Genomic DNA, 18,320 nt, shown 5'->3' with positions numbered 1-18,320 from the left:
GTGGTCACAGCCCTGAAACAGCGGCGAGCCTCTACGCCATCGACGACACCTGCAGCCACCAGGACGCTCCCTGTCCGAGGGCTGGCTGGAGGGCTGCTTCGTCGAATGCCCGCTGCACGCCGCGAGCTTCGACCTCCGCACCGGCATGCCGACGTGCCTGCCCGCCAAGAAGCCCGTCCGCACGTACCCGGTCGTGGTGCGGGACGGCATGATCTACGTCGACACCAGCCACGAGGCCGTCGCATGAGAACCGTCGTCGTGACAGGCGCCTCGCTGGCCGGGCTCCACTCCGTGCAGCAGGTCCGCAAAGGTCCGGCACCCTCGTCGGCGTCCTCGCCATGAACAACGCCAAGCTCTTCGGCCGGATGCGCCGGCAGCTCACGATCGCGTCCTAACTGACAACATGTGCAAGCCGCCCGCATTTGGCGTCTGCCTCGAAGAACGCAACCGGCACTGCTGACATCAGCTCAAGACCCTGCATCTTCCCCGGCTCGGGCGAGCCGATCATGGTCCACCGGTTCGTCACGTTCGATCCGCTCGAGGGCACGCCAGGAACCATCTGACCCCTCGACGGCGACGGGCTCGTCTGAGAGACGCCAACCCGGCGGCCACGTCGAAGGCCGTCCCCACGTTCGTTCGGACCACTTGGCCAGCGCACCGTCGAACCACGGTTCGCGGTCGAACGTCGCATCCCGGAACCACGTCGTCACCGCGAACCTGGTCTCATCGAACCGGGTTTCGCCGGAGAACCTCGCGCTGTCGAAGCTGGTCACGCCCTCGAACGTGGCCCGTTCAAACCCGGCGTGCCCGGCGAAGCTCGAGCGCGCGAAGACCGCTCCCTCGAACCTCGCTCCACTGAACGTGGTCGTCCAGCTGAACCTCGCTCCGAAGAACTTCGGAATCCCCGCGAAAACCACGTTCTCAAAGCTGGTGGCCCCAGTGAACGTTGCGTTGCTGAAGGTGGCCTCCGCAGTGAACCTCGCGTTCCGGAAACCGACGTCGAAGGGATGAAAGCGGTAGTCCCGGTTGAAGGTCGCGGGAGCGTTGGCGCCGAAGGTCACCCCGTCGAAATGGGCGGGGCCTGCGAATGTTGCGCCCTCGAAGTCGACGGGTCCGGTGAACGTCGCACCGGGAAACGTCACAAAGCCGGCGAACGCGGTTCCAGCGAAGCTGGTGGGTCCGATGAACCGAGCGCGATCAGCTTGGAAGGTCCGGACCGCACAACCGCTCAGGACGAAATCGATGAGGGTGGCGCCGGAGAGGTCGAGGTCGATGTCCGGCCAGAACGTGGCCAATGACCAGGTCGAACCGTTGTTCACGACCTGGGGAATCAGATGGGTTGCGAGCAGACGTTGAGCCGTGAGCCGTACCTCCCGCTCTTGAAGCTCCTCGTCGGCTCCTGGACGCGGTGTCGAGGCCGGCGCGATCGCCGAGAAACCGCGTGGCGAGGATTTGAACGGGGCTCGGAGCCCTCCGATTCGCCGAAGCGCCGGCCTGTCACCGGGCGCGGAGTAAGGCATGCGGAGGTAGGCGCACAGCACGTTGACCACCGTCTGCCGCTGGTGAGGGTTGTCTTGGGCGAGGCGTTCCAGGGCATACATTCCGCCCAACCGGACGGCTGCGCGGTCTGAGCCGAGCTGCCCGACCGACGTGCTGTAGAGCTCGGTCACGCGACGCGCGGCGGCGTCCCACTCCGTGTTGGTCGCGACGCGTTCGGCATGCAGGCGATTGGTCTCTGCGACTTGCTCGGTGTGAGCCTGGATCCGATCACGCTGATCCAGCTCGGACTGCCGGTGGCGGAGTTCGGCGTGGCGAGCTTCCAGCTCCAATTCCTGTGTTCGCTGCCGCCGCACCGCCAAATACAACGCGAACAGACCACCCCCAGCCACCACGATCGACGCGGCGATCTTCACCACGTCCAACTGTGCGGTGGCCTTCTTCTCCGGATCAGCCAAGGCCAATGTGTCGACCCAGTGCCACAACAGCCATCCCGCCACTCCTGCCGCGGCGAGCACGACCACCGCAACCGCCGGCACGATCCACTTCGGCAACAACGGCCGCGACGTGTGCGGAGGCGACACCAGCGATGATGCGGACCTCCGTGCGGAAGAATCAGACACGCTCTCGATCATCGCGCTGGACCGCGGGCTTGCCCCTGATATCAGCCAAGTTCAGCCATTCGGAGACGCCGCGTGCCGAGACGCCTACCGCTGGTCGACAGGGCCGACCGGCGAGGAAGGCTGTCAACGCCTCACCCTCGCCGGTCTCGAACCCGCGAACTAGTCCCGCTCGATCAAGTGCCCGATGACGTCCGGACCGGGATGCGCGTGACCGGAGCCGTCGCGCCGGTGGTCGACGTCGGGCAGCTCGACCGGCGAGCCCTTGTCGTCCGCGCCCGCGGGCCTGCTGCCGATCCACGCCAGCACCAGGTGCGACTCGCCCTTGAGGAACCGCTGCGACCGCACACCACCCGTGGCGCGGCCCTTCGCCGGGTACTCGCTGAACGGGGTGACCTTGACGCTCTGCCCCGAGGAGGTGACGACCATCGGCTCGCCGTGCTCGTCGTCGTCCGTGCGAATCGCCCCGAAGAACACCACGTGCGCGTCGCCGGACAGGTTGATGCCCGCCATGCCACCGCCCTTGAGACCCTGCGGCCGCACCAGCTTCGCGTCGTAGCGCAGCAACGACGAGTCGCTGCTGATGAACGCGAGCGTCTCGGTGCCGTCCGTGAGCCACGTGGCGCCGACGATCTCGTCGCCGTCCTTGAGCGTGATGACCTCGAACTCGTCCGACCGCACCGGCCACTCCGGCGCGCACACCTTCACGGTGCCCTGTCGCGTGCCCAGTGCGAGACCCGGCGAGTCCTTCGGGTCGAGCGGCGCGATGCCGACGACCTTCTCGCCCTTCTCCAGCGGCACCAGCTCACTCGCCGCCATACCACCGCGAAGGCTGACCGTTCCGCTCTGCTCCGGCAGCACCGGCAACGGCAACACGTCGGTCTTGAACGCCCGCCCGAGGTTCGTGATGAGCACGACCTGGCCGCGCGCGGTCGAGTGGACCACCGCCGCGACCGCGTCGTGCTTCACCCGACCGGCCCGGCGCTTGCCCTCCGACACCTCCTCCGACTCGGCCGCGGTGCGCGCGACCAGCCCGGTGGCGCTGAGGATGACCTGGCACGGGTCGTCCGCGACCTCCAGCGGACCGGCGGGCTTGGACGCCGCCAGCACCTCCTTGAGGTCACCGTCGATGAGGCTGGTCCTGCGGTCGCCACCCAGCTCCTTGGCGACGTTCGCGAGCTCGGTCGAGACGAGCTTCTTCAGCACGTCCTCGTCCTCGAGGATCGCGGTCAGCTCCGCGATCTCCTTGTTCAGCTTGTCCTGCTCGTTCTCGAGCTCGAGCTTGTCGTACTTGGTGAGACGGCGCAGCGGCGTGTCGAGGATGTAGGAGGCCTGGATCTCCGACAGCTTGAACTGCTTCATCAGGCCGTCCTTGGCGGCAGCGGCGTTCTCACTGCCCCGGATCAGCTTGATGACCTTGTCGATGTCGAGCAGGGCCTTGAGCAGACCCTCGACCAGGTGCAACCGCTCCTCGCGCTTGCGGCGGCGGAACTTCGTGCGCCGCGTGACGACCTCGTACCGGTGCTTGAGGAAGACCTCCAGCAACTCCTTGAGGCCGAGCGTCTGCGGCTGCCCGTCCACCAGCACCAGGTTGTTGATGCCGAACGACTGCTCCATCGGCGTGAGCCGGTAGAGGTCCGCGAGCAACGCCTGCGGGTTCACCCCGACCTTGCACTCGATGACGAGCCGGATGCCGTTCTCGCGGTCGGTGAGGTCCTTGACGTCGGCGATGCCGGTGAGCCGCTTGGACTTGTTGACCTCGTCGGTGATCTTCTCGACGATCCGCTCGGCCCCCACGCCGTACGGCAGCTCGGTGACCGTGATGGCCTGACGTCCCCTGCTGCCCTCCAGCGGGCCGATCTCGACCTTCGCCCGCATCCGGACCACGCCGCGGCCGGTCTCGTAGGCCTTCCTGACCTCGTCGAGGCCCAGCAGGATGCCGCCGGTCGGCAGGTCCGGGCCGGGCACGAACTCCATGAGCTTGTCCAGGCCGGCGTTGGGGTGCGTGATCAGCCACCGCGCCGCCCCGATCACCTCGCGCAGGTTGTGCGGGATCATGTTCGTCGCCATGCCGACCGCGATGCCCGACGTGCCGTTGACCAGCAGGTTCGGAAACGCCGCGGGGAGCACCGACGGCTCTTCGAGCGAGCCGTCGTAGTTCGGCCGGAAGTCGACCGTCTCCTCGTTCAGCTCGCTGACCAGCTGCATGGCGACCGGGGACATGCGGCACTCGGTGTACCGGCTCGCCGCCGGGCCGTCGTCAGGGGAACCGAAGTTGCCGTGACCGTCGATGAGCGGCTCGTTGAGGCTGAAGTCCTGCGCGAGGCGGACCAACGCGTCGTAGATCGCCGTGTCACCGTGCGGGTGGTACTTGCCCATGCAGTTGTGCACGACCTGGCCGTCGACCACGAACGCGTGTTCCTCGGTCGCGACCTGGATGTCGTAGGTCGTGTCGGGCGCGACCCGTTCAACCGACGTCACTTCGAGGAAGCTGAAGCCCGACAACGCTTCCAGGTGTGCGGCCAGCGGGGAGCCGATTCGGCGCAGCTTCTCGATCCAACCGTCCTCATGCGCGCGCCCGAGTTGGAAAAAGCGCTCGGCGAGCTCCTTGCCGTGGCGGTCCTTGCCATAGCGGACATCCGGGCCCAACGACGCCCGGAACGCCACGCCTTCGGTGTCGCGGAACCAGCCACCTCCCCGGTGAGCAGCGGAGAACTCCGCCATCACCGGTGCGCACGGCAGCCGGTCGTTGCCCTGCTTGCCGCCGTAGCGATAGCCGATGGACAGAACCTGACGCAGGCCGTCCTGCTTGTGGCCGATCTTCGTCCAGGGCAGCAACGCCAGAGCCAGAGCCGCAGCGTCACGCCCGGAGACCGAAAGCCCCAGCAGTGTCTTGTGACCGGTCGTGCTGGCCCGCGACCAGTGGTGCCCGTGGATGCCGGCGTCCGCGAGCATGCCGTGCAGCTGCCCGATCAACCTCTGGCTCGTGCTGACCAGCACGATCTCGCGGTTCTGCTTGCGCACGTAACCGTCGCCGTCGAAGAAGCCCGCGATGAACGGGGCCCACGCGGACCGGTCAGCCAGCACGCTCGGCGGCACGACCTTCTGGTCGCTGAGCGGCGTTCCGGCCTCCAGCAACGTCTCATGGCGCGCGAAGGTGAGGATGTGCTGATCCTTGTGCTTCGGGTTCTTCGCGACACGCTTGCCACGCGTGACGTTGACGCCGTTGAGGATCGCCCAACCGTGTGCGACGTCGAGCGGCTCGGCATCGCACATGTGAATGCGCACTCGCCCGTCGGCGGCACGCTTCCGATCGACGGCGAATCCCTCGGCGACGATGAGCCCTTGGACATACGCGGTGACGTCACCGGCGTCCGACGCAAGACCTGCCTGCCGGGCAGCGCCGTACCCGATCGTCTGCCGACCGGCCAGGTCCGTCGCCGCGGTCCAGCCGATCGACAGGTCGGACTCGACGGTCCGGAAACGCTGCCCGGGGGTGACGAGCATCGTGCGACCGTTCGACCAGGTGATCCGCACGAGATCGGAAACAGGGTTCTCGTAGACCTCGCTCACCCGCACCGGCGTACCGCCGCCGTCGAGCACGAGATCACCGACCTCGATCTGTTCGATCGGCCTCAGCCCCTCCGGTGTCGACACCAGAGCGCCCCGTACGAAGCAGTCACCGACCACGCGGGACGACTTCACGTACGGGGTGTTGGGGCGCTGACCGTTCTCCTGCATCGAGAACAGGATGCGGCGGTGCACCGGCTTGAGGCCGTCCCGCGCGTCCGGCAGTGCCCGCGAGTGGATGACCGAGTACGCGTACTCCAGGTACGAATCCTCGATCTCCGTCTTCAGCGAGTTGTCGAGAACCTTCGCGCCGGCCCGGTCGAACGCGGCGGGGTCGACCTTGGTCGTGGGTCCCTTGCGGCGTGCCACTGTCGTTGCTCTTTCTGTCTCAGAGGTCGATGGCCGACTGGTCGACCCGTGCGGCGGACTCGACGAGCCAGTTGCGGCGCGGCTCGACCTTCTCACCCATCAGCAGTTCCAGCGCCTCTTCCGCCGCTTCGGCGTCGTCCATGGTGATGCGCCGGACGCTGCGGGTCGCCGGGTTCATCGTGGTCTCCCACAACTCGTCCGCGTCCATCTCGCCCAGACCCTTGAACCGCGGCACCGGCGTGACGACCTGCTTGCCCGCCTTCTCCAGCTGCGCGACCTTCTGCTCCATCTCGCGCTGGGTGAAGGTGAAGTGCGTCTCGGGGTTGCGACCCCTCGTCATCACCTTGTGCAACGGGGGCATCGCGGCGTAGAGCCGGCCGTCCTCGATCACCGGGCGCATGTACTTGGCGAACAACGTGATCAGCAACGTCCGGATGTGGCTGCCGTCGACGTCCGCGTCGGCCATCAGGATGACGCGGCCGTACCGCATCTGCGAGATGTCGAACGTGCGGCCCGTGCCGGCGCCCAGGACCTGGACGATGGAAGCGATCTCGGCGTTGCGCAGTGTGTCGGCGAGCGAGGCCTTCTGGACGTTCAAGATCTTGCCGCGCAAGGGAAGCAGCGCCTGGTACTCGGAGACGCGCGCCATTCTGGCCGAGCCCAATGCGCTGTCGCCTTCCACGAGAAACAGCTCGCTGCGCGAAACACCGGTGGTCCGGCAGTCGACCAGCTTGGCGGGCATCGCCGCGCCTTCCAGTGCCGTCTTCCGCCGCGCCGCGTCCTTCTGCTGCTTCTGCGTCAGCCGGACGCGGGAGGCGTCGACGACCTTCTGCAGCACGGTCTTGGCCTCGACCTTGGTCTTGCGGTCCTCGGTCCAGGCTCGGATCTGCTGGTCGACGATGCCCTGCAGAACCTTGGTGATGCCCGCGGTGGACAGCTCGTCCTTGGTCTGCGAGGTGAACTGCGGCTCCGGGATGCGGACGTGGATGACGGCCGTCATGCCTTCGAGCACGTCGTCCAGGGTCGGCATCTCCTCCTTGGGCTTCAGCAGCCCTCGCGTCTTGGAGATCGCGTCCTGGATCGCCTTCAGCACCGCGCGGTCGAAGCCGCGGCGGTGGGTGCCGCCGTGCATGTTGCGGATGGTGTTGGTGAAGCACTCGACGGTGCGCTCGTAGCCGGTGCCCCAGCGGAGGGCCACCTCGACCTCGGCCTGACGCTCCACTTTGGACCGCATCACGCCGTTCTCGTCGGCGGCGTTCTCGAAGTAGGTGCCGGAGCCGGTGATCACGAGGGTGCCCGAGACGGCGCGGTCGCCAGAGGGCGCCAGGAACTCGACCATGTCGGTCAGGCCGTTGGGGTAGTGGAAGACCTCTTCGGAGATCGTGTCTTCCAGGGCCGTCCGCAGCACGTACGTGACGCCGGGCACGAGGAACGCCGTGTTGCGCAACTTCATGCGGACGGCTTCGACGTCCAGGGACGCGCCGTTCTCGAAGTAGCGGGCGTCGTACCAGTAGCGGATCGAGGTGCCGGTCGACTCGTTGCGCTTCATCTTGCCGACGACGTTCAAGCCGCCCTGGCGGGTGAACTTCGCCTTCGGGCCGGGGCCGTCGAAGACGCCGGGCACGCCGTGGGCGAACGACATCTCGTGCACCTTGCCGCCACGCCGCACTGTGACGTCGAAACGGTGGGAGAGCGCGTTCACGGCCGAGGCGCCGACGCCGTGCAGGCCGCCGGAGGTCTTGTAGCCGGAGCCGCCGAACTTGCCGCCGGCGTGCAGTTTGGTGAGGACGAGCTCCACACCGGACAGACCGGACTTCGCGTGCACGTCGGTCGGGATGCCCCTGCCGTCGTCGTCGACCTGGACGCTGCCGTCGGCGTGCAGCGTGACCACGATCTTCGAGGCGTGGCCGGCCACGCCCTCGTCGGTGGAGTTGTCGACGATCTCGCTGAAGAGGTGGTTGATGCCCCGGCTGTCGGTCGACCCGATGTACATGCCTGGCCGCTTGCGGACGGCCTCGAGACCCTCGAGATGCGTCAGGTCGTCGGCCCCGTACAGGGTCTCTGCGGTCACGGGTCTTTCTCCCTGGTTGTGTGCGGACTGCCTGCAGGGTATCCGGCCGCACCGACAATTATTTGCAGGACGCCGCTGTGGCGGCCGTCTCGAATCGCCCATTCGACCTTCACACCCCCGCTGACCAGCGGCAGCGTCCGAAAACAGGTGTTGAGGGCGAATTCACGTGTCCGGGCACCCCGCGGTGCCGTTCGACCGTGAACGACCGGCCGGGACCTGCGGAGGGGCCGTCCCGCCCAAAGAATCCTTTGTGGACAGTCGGGGTGCGGCGACGGGCGGACGAGCCCGAGGTTGCGCGCGTGACCTCGTCGAGACCTTCCCGAAATTGACCCGTGAACCGTGACGAACACCGGCACGTATGCCCCGTTGTCAACAACGGACCGAGGGGACGGAGTGATCGCGTGCGCCATGGTGTGGACTCGGCGGGTCTTTTCCAGCAGACCGCGCACAGCCCGTCCTACTTCGAGCTGACGCGGACCGGTGCCGGGGAACTCGTCGACTTCTGCATCCCGTGCAACCCGTACTTCCCGACCCCTGAGATGTTCGAGGAGCTCTCGAAGAACCTCGAATCGGTCCTCAAGTTCTACCCCAGCGACTCGTCCAAGATCGCGCAGCAGCTCTCGAACGTGCTCGGGCTCAACCCGGCCACGATCGCCATGTCGAACGGATCGACCGAGCTCATCACGTGGATGGACCACCTGTGGATCCACGAGAGCGTCGCCATCCCGATCCCCACTTTCGGCAGGTGGACCGACCAGCCGATGGAGAGCAACAAGCGCGTCGACATGTTCCTGCTCCAGGAGAGCAACAACTTCGAGCTCGACGTCGACGAGTACATCAAGTTCATCCGCACCCGCGGATCGCGCACGGCCGTGATCTGCAATCCGAACAACCCCGACGGCGGCTACCTGCCGCGCCGGGAGATCGTCCGGTTCATGGACGAGCTCTCCGACCTGGACCTGGTCGTGATCGACGAGTCGTTCATCGACTTCGTCGAGGTCGAGCGCAACCCGTCGGTCGCGGCAGAGGCGTCCATCCGGCCCAACGTGGTCGTGCTGAAGAGCCTCGGCAAGAACTTCGGCCTGCACGGCATCCGGTTCGGCTACCTGGTCGCGAACCCCGGTCTCGCCGGGAAGATGCGGCAGGCACTGCCGAAGTGGAATCTCAACTCTCTCGCGGAAACCGTCGTGTTCATGCTGGCCGAGCACGAGGCGGAGTACGCGGAGAGCCTGCGACTGCTCAGCCGCGACCGCTACCGCATGGGCATGGAGCTCTCGCGCATCCCGGATCTGACCGTGTACTCGTCGCAGGCCAACTTCCTGCTGGTCAAGCTCGGCGGCGGCACGGACGGCCGCGAGCTGCGCGACCACCTGCTGTCCCGGCACCAGGTCTTCATCCGCGAGTGCGGCAACAAGCTCGGCATGAGCAGCCGCTTCGCGCGCCTGGTGGTGCGGCCCGAGCGGGACGTCGACCGGCTGGTCGAGGGCATCCGCGACTTCACCCAAGCGAGGTGGACGACAGAACAACCAAGCCACTCCAGCGAACCGTCGCTGTTGATGCACAGCGCCTGAGTCCAAGAAACCGAAAGGCAGATCCGGAAATGTCATCACCGCACGTCCTCAGCGGTCGGCGCGGCCAGGTGGCTGCGGCCGCGCTGGTGGCCGCCACACTGCTCAACGCGGCCATGTTCGGCGGTACGAACGCCACCGCCTCGTCACACCGCGAGGCTCCGCTCATCGCGGGCGATCCGGCCGTGGACAACACGGACCTCTACGCGTTCGTCAGTCCTGACCACAAGGACACCGTGACGCTGGTCGGCAACTGGTCCGGGTTCCAGGAACCCAACGGCGGCCCCAACTTCTTCCCGTGGGCCGAGGACGCGCAGTACGACTTCAACGTCGACAACGACGGCGACGCGAAGCCTGACGTCATCCTGCGCTGGCAGTTCCGCAACGACGACCGGCGCAAGAACAACACGTTCCTCTACACCAACGGTGTCGTGGACTCGCTGGACGACGAGAACCTGTTGTTCCGCCAGCGCTACGACCTGGAGGCGATCTACCAGAACGGCCAGAAGGTCAAGCTGGTCAACAACGCCCCGGTCGCGCCGTCGCCCAACGGGCCCGCGTCGATGCCGGACTTCAGGAAGCTGCGGGACCAGGCGGTCGTGCAGATCCCAGGTGGCGGCAAGGTCTACGTCGGCCCGTCCGAGGACGCGTTCTTCGCGGACCTGCGGGTGTTCGACCTGCTCTACGGCGGCAACCTGAGCGAGGTCGGCCAGGACACGCTGCGCGGCTACAACGTCAACACCATCGCGATCCAGCTGCCCAAGCACGCGCTGGCGTTGCGCAACGACGTGCACCGCAACCCGAACATCGGCATCTGGAGCACCACGCAGCGCCGCAGCCTGAAGCTCTCGCCGGGCAAGGCGGAGCCGCAGGGCGACTTCGTGCAGGTCTCCCGCCTGGGCAACCCGCTGGTGAACGAGGTCGTGGCCCCGGCAGGTCTCAAGGACGCGTTCAACGGCCTGCGCCCCGACCAGGACGCCGGCGTGAAGGAGCTCGTCGACCGGGTGGTGAACCCGGAGCTGCCGAAGCTGATCGAGGCCATCTACAAGATCCCGGCGCCGAAGGGCCAGCGCGACGACCTGGCCGAGATCTTCCTGACCGGTGTCACGAAGAAGCTGGGCGGCCAGATCAACGCCGACCTGAACTCGCAGGTCAACAACGCCGACGTCGACCAGCGGCGGTTCCGCCCGGCGGAGATGCTGCGGCTGAACCTGATGATCGACCCGAACCCCAACCCGAACCGTCTCGGCCTGCTCGCCGGTGACACCCAGGGCTTCCCGAACGGCCGCCGGCTCGCCGACGACGTGGTCGACATCGCCGTGCAGGCGGTGGAGGGTGCCGCGGCGTCCGGCAAGATCGTCGAGGCGCTCGCCACAGGTGACAAGGTCGACGCGAACGACCAGCCGTTCGAGGCGAACTTCCCGTACGTGGCACTGCCCCGCAACGGCACCGCGGTCAACGCGTCCGGCACCACGGCGAACGTCGCGGTCAACCCGGTCGGCAAGATCGGCAGCCTGGACCCGATGGCGATGACCACCGCGGTGGGTTCGGCGTTCGTGTTCGGTGCGGGCTTCTGGTTGTGGCGCAAGCGTCAGCAGCAGATCCGCAAGTACGGGTCGCACTCGAAGTGAAGTACCAAATGAGGCAAGCGGTCGCGGTGGGTCTCCTGGCCACCGCGGCGCTTGTCCACCTCGCCGCCTCCGGTCCTGCCGACAGCAGGGCCGGAGGCGAGCAACCTGTTCCGGCCGTGGCGCAGCAGAACCGGATGCACCGCGTGGTGCACCAGCTGCAGCAGCGGCTGCACACCCTGCCGGAGGACAAGGCGTCCTGGGCCCAGCTCGGTGCGTCCTATGTGGAGCTGGCGCGCGTCACGGCCGATCCCGCGTACTACGCGAAGGCCGAGGGCGCGCTGAAGAACGCGGGCGACACGGGCCTCGCCGCCATCGGCATGGGCACGCTGGCCAATGCCCGCCACGACTTCCACACCGCCCGTGACTGGGCTTTGAAGGCACTCGCCGCCCTGCCCTCCTCCGCGGAGGCGTACGGCGTGCTGGCCGACGCGTTGACGCAGCTCGGCGACGACGCGGGCGCCCAGGACGCGGTGCAGAAGATGCTGGACCTCAAGCCCAGCACGGCATCGTTCGCCCGCGCTTCCTTCCACCTCGAGCTCCACGGCGACGTCAACGGCGCGCGCGACGCGATGACGCGCGCGCTGACCGCTGCCACGACCCCCGAGGAAATCGCGTTCTGCCGCTACCGGCTGGGCGAACTCGCGTTCGACCACAACCGGCTCGACGAAGCCGCGCAGCACTACGAGCAGGGACTGGCGGCGAGAGGAGACGACATGACTCTCACTCAGGGAATGGCGAAGGTCGCGGCGGCACGGGGTGACGCCCCGGTGGCGCTCGACTCCTACCGCAGGCTCGTGGCCCGCGCGCCGCTGCCCCAGTACCTGCAGGAGTACGCGGAGCTGCTGGAGGCCAACGGCAGGACCGAGGAAGCAGCCAGGCAGTACGACGTGCTGTCCGAGCAGCAACGGCTGATGGAGTCGCAGGGCGCCTCCGACGACCTCGCCGCGGCACTCGTGGCCGCCGACCGGGGTGACGGCATGCAGGCCCTGCGCCGGGCGGAGGCCGAGTGGAGCCGCAGGCAGAGCGTGTTCGTGGCCGACGCGATGGCGTGGGCGCTGCACATGAACGGCCGCGACGCCGAAGCGCTGGAGTACTCGGACAAGGCCAACGCGCTGGGCTGGCAGAACGCCACGTTCTCCTACCACCGCGGCATGATCCTCGCCGCGCTCGGCAGGGTCGCCGAGGCGCAGGAGGCGCTGGTGCAGGCGTTGCGGCTGAACGCGAACTTCTCCCCGCTGCACGCGCTGAAGGCGGGTCGCAAGCTCGCCGAGCTGCGAGGCGGCCGGTGAGCCTGTCGGGCTGGGTCGTGCGGCCCGTCCTGGTCGTCGCCCTGCTGCTGGCGGGCATCTTCTTCCTCAACGGCGAGGCGTCCGCGCACCCGCTGGGCAACTTCAGCGTCAACCACTACCACGGCCTGCACCTGCACCCGGACCGCGTCGACCTCAGATCCGTGGTCGACGTGGCGGAGATCCCGACGTTGCAGGAGAACCTGAAGACGCGGGACGCGAAGCAGTGGTGCGACGAGGTCTCCAGGACCGATCGATCCACAGTGGACGGCCGGCAGATCACCTGGACGCTCGCCGGCGCCACCAAGGAACACCCGACCGGCCAGGCCGACCTCAGCACGACCAGGCTGGTCTGCGAGTTCACCGCCAAGGTCGACCTCGGCCGCCCGGCCAGGCTGGAGTTCCGCGACGAGTCGAACGTCGACCGGGTCGGCTGGCGCGAGATCACCGCGGCAGGCACGGGCATCAGGCTGACCGGCTCGACGGTACCGACCGAGAGCATCAGCAACGAGCTCCGCACGTACCCGGAAGACCTGCTCAGCAACCCGATGGACGTCCGGTCGGTCACGTTCACCGCCGAGCCGGGCAGCGGCTCCGAACCGAAGCAGGCCTCCGGCTCCCCCGTCCAGTCGTTGAGCGTCACGGCATCCGCCCTGAACGACATCCTGGGCAGCGACGAGCTCACGCCGTGGCTGGGGTTCCTGGCTCTGCTGCTGTCGCTGGTGCTCGGCGCGTCGCACGCGGCGTTGCCCGGCCACGGCAAGACACTCATCGCCGCGTACCTCGCCGGTCGTCAGGGCAGGCCGAGGGACGCGTTCGTCGTCGGCGCCTCGGTGACCGCCACGCACACCGGTGGTGTGCTGGTGCTCGGCCTGGTCATCAGTGCTTCGTCCGCGCTGGCGGGCGAGCAGGTGCTGCGCTGGCTCGGACTGGTCAGCGGCGTGCTGATCACGGTGATCGGCGTGATGCTGCTGCGCTCGGCCACGACGAAGGAGCCCGCGCTCGCGGGCGTCGGTCACGGCCACGGTCATGGGCACGGCCACGGTCATGGGCATGGCCACGGTCATGGGCATGGCCACGGGCACGGACATGGGCACGAAACCGGGCACGGTCACGGGTACAGCCGGGCAAGCCTGATCGGCATGGGAGCGGCCAACGGGCTGGTTCCGTCACCCTCCGCGCTCGTCGTCCTCCTCGGGGCCATGGCGCTGGGCAGGACGTGGTTCGGTGTCCTGCTGGTCCTCGGTTACGGATTCGGCATGGCCGCGACCCTCACCGCCGTGGGATTGCTGCTGGTGAAAGCCAGGGAACGCGTCGAGAAAATCCTGGACGGCCGTGCCACCCGCGCTCTATCTCATTACGCGCCCGTCGGCACAGCCGCGATGGTGATCGTGGTGGGAGCATGGCTCACATTGCAGGCCGTCTGAATTACATCAATGTAAGCAAGGGGCCCGGATTCCAGTGGAATCCGGGCCCCTTTGTCCGTTCTGCCCCCTACTTCTTCTGCAGGTTCGCCGCCACGAACGTCTTGCCCTCGGCGTTCTCGACCACGACCGACTTCACCTTCTCCGGCGGGACACTCACCATGCCCGACCTGTTGGCGCCCTCGACCTTCGCCTTCTCGGACGAGATCCAGGAGTCGGCCTCGGTCTTCGAGCCGTCCACCCCGACCACGATCAGCTTGCACTTCTGCGCGGCCGGCAGGCCGATGACCTCGGCCTTGACCAGGTAGCGGTCCTGCGACGACTGCGTCATCTCCGCCACCATCCTGATCCCCCCGCTTGCCGTCGCCTCACCCGTGTAGGGAGTGGCCGTCGTGCTCGATCCAGGTGACTGGTTCTGCATGAACACGGCACCACCCCCGAACGCGACCACCGCGGCGACTGCCGCGGCGGCGAGGTAGCCCGGCCAGCGCCGGGACTTGGCGTGCTGCGGTTCGGGAAGCTCCTCCACCGCCGGCGGGCTGGCTCTCGGCTGCGGAGCCGCCACCCGCGGCTGCGGAATGGCGGACTCGTGCCGGATCTGCCGCAGCGCACGCTGCAGCACCAGGTCCGACGGCTTGGGCAGGTCGGCTTCGAGCTCGTGCAGGAACGCCTCGCGAGGCACCTCGTCGAGCACCATGCGGATCCGGTGGAAGTCGGCGACCTGCGCACGGCAGGGCGGACAGCCCTTCAGGTGCTGCTCCACGCCGAGACTCTCGTGCGCGTCCAGAACGCCGAGCGCGTAGCAGCCAAGGGTGACCGCGTCGTGCGCGCCAGCTGTCATACGACCTCCTCGTCGTCCCGATTCGACCCCCGCGGCGAAACGGTGTCATACGGGAAAACGCGGAGATAGGAGTGGTCGGTTCAGCTCGCGAACGAGTTCATTCTGTCCGCTCATAACAATGGCATTACGTAACCGCGCAACTACCGTTCATGGGCTGTCTGAGCTGGGCATTTCACTCGATCGGCGGCTCAAGTCGTCTCGTATGGCTACAGGCACGTCTCTCGACGAACTACCGGCCGATCCTCTGCGGAGATGAACACCTCGAGACCGTCCAGCACCCGAGCAAGGCCGAACTCGAACTCGTCCAACGGCCGTTCGTACCCGCCGGTGGTCCAGATGTGCGTCATCATCGGCAGCCGTTCCGGGGTGAAGTGCTCCCAGAGCTCGTCCCGGTCGTTCCACCAGTCCTCCTCGCTCACCCCGGTCTCCCGTTCGGCGAGGACCCGGTCGGCCATCGTCCTGCCGACGCCGGCGACGAACTGGCCGACCGTCGTCACGACGGCCACGATCTCCTCCGGCTTCAGCCCCAGCTCGGAAACCACCGCGAACGCCGCGTCCTGGCGGGTCATGGCGTTCGGGCCCGGCATCCGCCGCGCGTTGGTGAGCTGCAGCAACCACGGGTGAGCGCGGTACATCGACCACATCTGCCGCGCGTAGAACTCCAGGCCCGCGCGCCACGGACCCTTCGGCGTGTGCTCGGTCTCGCCCCACACGGCGTCGACCATGAGGTCGAGCAGCTCGGACTTGCCGGGGACGTGCCGGTACAGCGACATGGTGGTGAAGCCCAGGGTCTCGGCGACGCGGCGCATGGTCAGCGCCCCGATGCCCTCGGCGTCGGCGACCTTGATGGCGGCCTCGACCACGCGCGCCCTGCTCAGGGCGGCTTTCGGCTCCCGCGTCACCTGTGCGTCCGGCTCCCACAACAGGCGCACGCTGCGGTTCCGGTCGTCCTGCTTCACCCAGCCCCCTCGTTCACAGCTGCCTTGCGTGTGAATCCTAGTGCCGTGTACAACGTACACTCTGCTTACTTTGTACACACGGGGGTGAAGTCGTGGGGCACGCGGTGTTCGCGGAAGGCCTGCGCAAGAGGTTCGACCAGAAGGCGGCGCTGGACGGGTTCGACCTGGCCGTGCCGGCGGGAACGGTGTGCGGGCTGCTCGGCCCGAACGGCGCCGGCAAGACGACGGCGGTCCGCATCCTGGCCACGTTGCTGCGCCTGGACGGCGGCCGCGCGGAGGTGGCGGGCTTCGACGTGGCCCGCGAGGCGCCTCAGGTGCGCAGTCAGGTTGCGTTGAACGGACAGCAGTCCACCGTCGACGACGTGCTGACCGGCAAGGAGAACCTGGTGATGTGGGGGCGGCTCTACCACCTCTCGCGCCGCCAGGCCGAGGCGCGGGCGGACGAGCTGCTGGAGCAGTTCGGGCTCACCGACGCGGCGGACAAGCGCGCCAAGCACTACTCGGGCGGCATGCGGCGGCGCCTGGACCTGGCGTCGAGCTTCATCATGCGGCCGTCGGTGCTGTTCCTGGACGAGCCGACGACGGGCCTCGACCCGCGCAACCGCGGCGAGGTCTGGCGGGAGGTGAAGCGGGTCGTCGCCGAGGGCACCACGGTCCTGCTCACCACGCAGTACCTGGACGAGGCCGACCAGCTGGCGGACCAGATCGTCGTGCTGGACACCGGCCGCGTGGCCGCGCAGGGAACGCCGGACCAGCTCAAGTCCAGGCTCGGCGGCGACCGGATCGAGGTCGTGGTCAGAACGTCCGAGGAACTGCCGGTCGTGCGCGAGGTGCTCGGGCACGACGCCGAGGTGGACCCGGACGGCTTCCGGGTTAGCGCGGCGGTGACCGACCGGGTGGCCGCGCTGACGCGGGTGACGTCGGGGCTGGCGTCGCGGGGTGTCGAGGCGGAGGACATCGCGTTGCGCAGGCCCACTTTGGACGAGGTCTTCCTGGCCATCACCGGACACCGGGCGGAGGTGCGCGCATGAGGTACGCCGTGATCGACTCGTGGGTGGTCGCCAAGCGGGACCTCATCCACTGGCTGCGCGAACCGGTCAGGGTGTTCGCGAACCTCGCCTACCCGATCATCTCGGTGCTGATCTTCGGGCTGGTGTTCGGCAGCGCGATGAACGTCTTCGGCGGCGGTGACTACATCGAGTTCCTGCTGCCGGGCATGTTCGGCCAGACCATCGCGTTCGGCGTCGGCACCACGCTGATGATGGTCTCGATGGACGCCGACCGGGGCGTGACGGACCGGTTCCGCGCCTCGCCGATGTCGCAGACCGGGGTGGTGGCCGGGCGCAGCATCGCCGACCTGGTCAACTCGTCGCTCGAACTGCTGGTGCTCGCGTTGTGCGGCCTGGTGATCGGCTGGTCGTTCCACGACGGACTGCTCAATGCGCTGGCGGCGTTCGCGCTGTTCCTCTGGCTGCGGTTCGCGCTGGTGTGGGTCGGCATCTACCTGGGCCTGCTGGTCAAGCCGGAGGCGGCGCAGGCGTCGTGGATGTTCCTGTTCCCGCTGACGATGTTCGCGAACACGTTCGTCTCGCCGGAGCTGATGCCGGGCTGGCTGCGGGCCGTCTCCGAGTGGAACCCGCTGTCGTCGACGGTCGCGGCCGCACGGGAGCTGTTCGGCAACCCCGGCGTCGGCGGCGACTCGTGGGCGGCGCAGCACTCGCTGCTACTGGCCGTGCTGTGGCCCGCCGTGTTCGTGGCGATCTTCTGGCCGCTGTCGGTGCTGAAGTACCGCAACCTCAGCCGCTAGCCCGCTTTCCACGAAATCGGTCCGGAACTGGTCGGCGAGCCACCGCGCGAGCAGCTTCCGCCAGTTCCGGACCATCTCCTTCTTGCGCTCCGGCAACGTGCCGTCGTCCTCCCACTCCTGCCAGTCCTCGCTCGCGAGCCAGCCGATGCAGCCCGCGATGCGGTGGGTCCTCAGCAGGTTCAGGTCCGGCGTGTGGCCGTAGCCGGTCCAGAACGCCTGCGGCAGTGCGGTTCCGTGCAGGTAGAGGTGCTCCTCGAACGCGGCGAGCTCGTCGAGCGGGTTGCCCTGGCCAGGGTTGTCCCAGTCGATCAGCGTGGCCGTGTGCTCACCGACGATGATGTTGTGGAGGTTCACGTCGTTGTGCAGCAGGCCGATCTGGTGGATCACCCGGAACGCCCTGCCGATCCGCGCCCACACCTCGTCGGACACCGGTAACGCCTCGGCGAGCGTCCTGCCCTCGACGTACTCGACGAGCACGTCGCCGCGTGCGTTCTGGGCGAGGATCGCGGGCGCGCCGGGCACCACGAACTTCGGCAGGTCGCGGGCCACCTTCGGTCGCCGCAGCACGGCTTTGCGCCCGTCCGCCAGCGTCACGAGGTGCAGGACGTTGGTGAGCCCGGCGCCCTCCAGGGGCTCGATGCGGACGGCGGTCTCCAGCAACCGGAACAAACAACCAC

At 67.8% G+C, this 18,320-nt stretch carries 12 protein-coding genes and 1 pseudogene; 7 read left to right on the top strand and 6 right to left on the bottom strand.

Going from position 1 to position 18,320, the window contains the following annotated elements:
- Positions 1–29: 29 nt before the first annotated feature.
- Positions 30–247, top strand: a pseudogene (locus tag IEZ09_RS29030) (bifunctional 3-phenylpropionate/cinnamic acid dioxygenase ferredoxin subunit); the annotation flags it as partial.
- Positions 248–467: 220 nt separating this feature from the next.
- Here IEZ09_RS29030 and IEZ09_RS29025 read toward each other — a convergent pair.
- From IEZ09_RS29025 to IEZ09_RS29015, 3 genes are all read right to left on the bottom strand, one after another.
- Positions 468–2,132, bottom strand: coding sequence for a pentapeptide repeat-containing protein (locus tag IEZ09_RS29025; protein WP_189256969.1), 1,665 nt, complete (start codon positions 2,130–2,132; stop codon positions 468–470).
- A gap of 147 nt (positions 2,133–2,279) precedes the next feature.
- A complete protein-coding gene (locus IEZ09_RS29020; protein WP_189256968.1) occupies positions 2,280–6,056 on the bottom strand; it encodes a DNA topoisomerase (ATP-hydrolyzing) in 3,777 nt (1,258 codons plus the stop codon).
- Positions 6,057–6,075: 19 nt separating this feature from the next.
- Positions 6,076–8,127, bottom strand: coding sequence for a DNA gyrase/topoisomerase IV subunit B (locus IEZ09_RS29015; RefSeq protein ID WP_189256967.1), 2,052 nt, complete (start codon positions 8,125–8,127; stop codon positions 6,076–6,078).
- Positions 8,128–8,528: 401 nt separating this feature from the next.
- Here IEZ09_RS29015 and IEZ09_RS29010 point away from each other — a divergent pair, with 401 nt between their 5' ends.
- From IEZ09_RS29010 to IEZ09_RS28995, 4 genes are read left to right on the top strand one after another with little or no spacing between them, the layout of a single operon-like run.
- Entirely contained in the window at positions 8,529–9,698 is a 1,170-nt protein-coding gene (locus tag IEZ09_RS29010) for a pyridoxal phosphate-dependent aminotransferase (RefSeq protein ID WP_189256966.1), read from the top strand.
- Positions 9,699–9,727: 29 nt separating this feature from the next.
- Entirely contained in the window at positions 9,728–11,326 is a 1,599-nt protein-coding gene (locus IEZ09_RS29005; protein ID WP_189256965.1) for a DUF4331 domain-containing protein, read from the top strand.
- A gap of 8 nt (positions 11,327–11,334) precedes the next feature.
- Complete coding sequence (locus tag IEZ09_RS29000) at positions 11,335–12,615, top strand: tetratricopeptide repeat protein (RefSeq protein ID WP_189256964.1); 1,281 nt, start codon at positions 11,335–11,337, stop codon at positions 12,613–12,615.
- A complete protein-coding gene (locus IEZ09_RS28995; protein WP_229813046.1) occupies positions 12,612–14,039 on the top strand; it encodes a nickel/cobalt transporter in 1,428 nt (475 codons plus the stop codon). Before IEZ09_RS29000 ends, IEZ09_RS28995 begins: the two co-directional genes overlap by 4 nt.
- A gap of 67 nt (positions 14,040–14,106) precedes the next feature.
- On the opposite strand, the gene IEZ09_RS28990 is transcribed toward IEZ09_RS28995, so the two are convergent.
- Entirely contained in the window at positions 14,107–14,877 is a 771-nt protein-coding gene (locus IEZ09_RS28990; protein ID WP_189256963.1) for an anti-sigma factor family protein, read from the bottom strand.
- Between the two features lie 206 nt (positions 14,878–15,083).
- Positions 15,084–15,836, bottom strand: coding sequence for a TetR/AcrR family transcriptional regulator (locus tag IEZ09_RS28985; protein ID WP_189256962.1), 753 nt, complete (start codon positions 15,834–15,836; stop codon positions 15,084–15,086).
- 92 nt (positions 15,837–15,928) lie between these two features.
- Between IEZ09_RS28985 and IEZ09_RS28980 the strand changes: the two genes are divergently transcribed.
- Together IEZ09_RS28980 and IEZ09_RS28975 are read left to right on the top strand one after the other, a co-directional pair.
- Complete coding sequence (locus IEZ09_RS28980) at positions 15,929–16,867, top strand: ATP-binding cassette domain-containing protein (protein WP_189256961.1); 939 nt, start codon at positions 15,929–15,931, stop codon at positions 16,865–16,867.
- The gene (locus IEZ09_RS28975) at positions 16,864–17,643 is read left to right on the top strand and encodes an ABC transporter permease (protein WP_189256960.1); all 780 of its coding nucleotides are present in this window, start codon (positions 16,864–16,866) and stop codon (positions 17,641–17,643) included. The genes IEZ09_RS28980 and IEZ09_RS28975 overlap by 4 nt, the downstream gene beginning before the upstream one ends.
- On the opposite strand, the gene IEZ09_RS28970 is transcribed toward IEZ09_RS28975, so the two are convergent.
- Positions 17,560–18,312, bottom strand: coding sequence for a lipopolysaccharide kinase InaA family protein (locus tag IEZ09_RS28970; protein ID WP_189256959.1), 753 nt, complete (start codon positions 18,310–18,312; stop codon positions 17,560–17,562). The genes IEZ09_RS28975 and IEZ09_RS28970 overlap by 84 nt on opposite strands.
- Positions 18,313–18,320 lie beyond the last annotated feature (8 nt).

Origin of the sequence: Lentzea flava, from assembly GCF_014648475.1 — a bacterium.
Classification (GTDB): Bacteria; Actinomycetota; Actinomycetes; order Mycobacteriales; family Pseudonocardiaceae; genus Lentzea; species Lentzea flava.
This window is presented reverse-complemented; position numbering and strand designations above follow the sequence as displayed.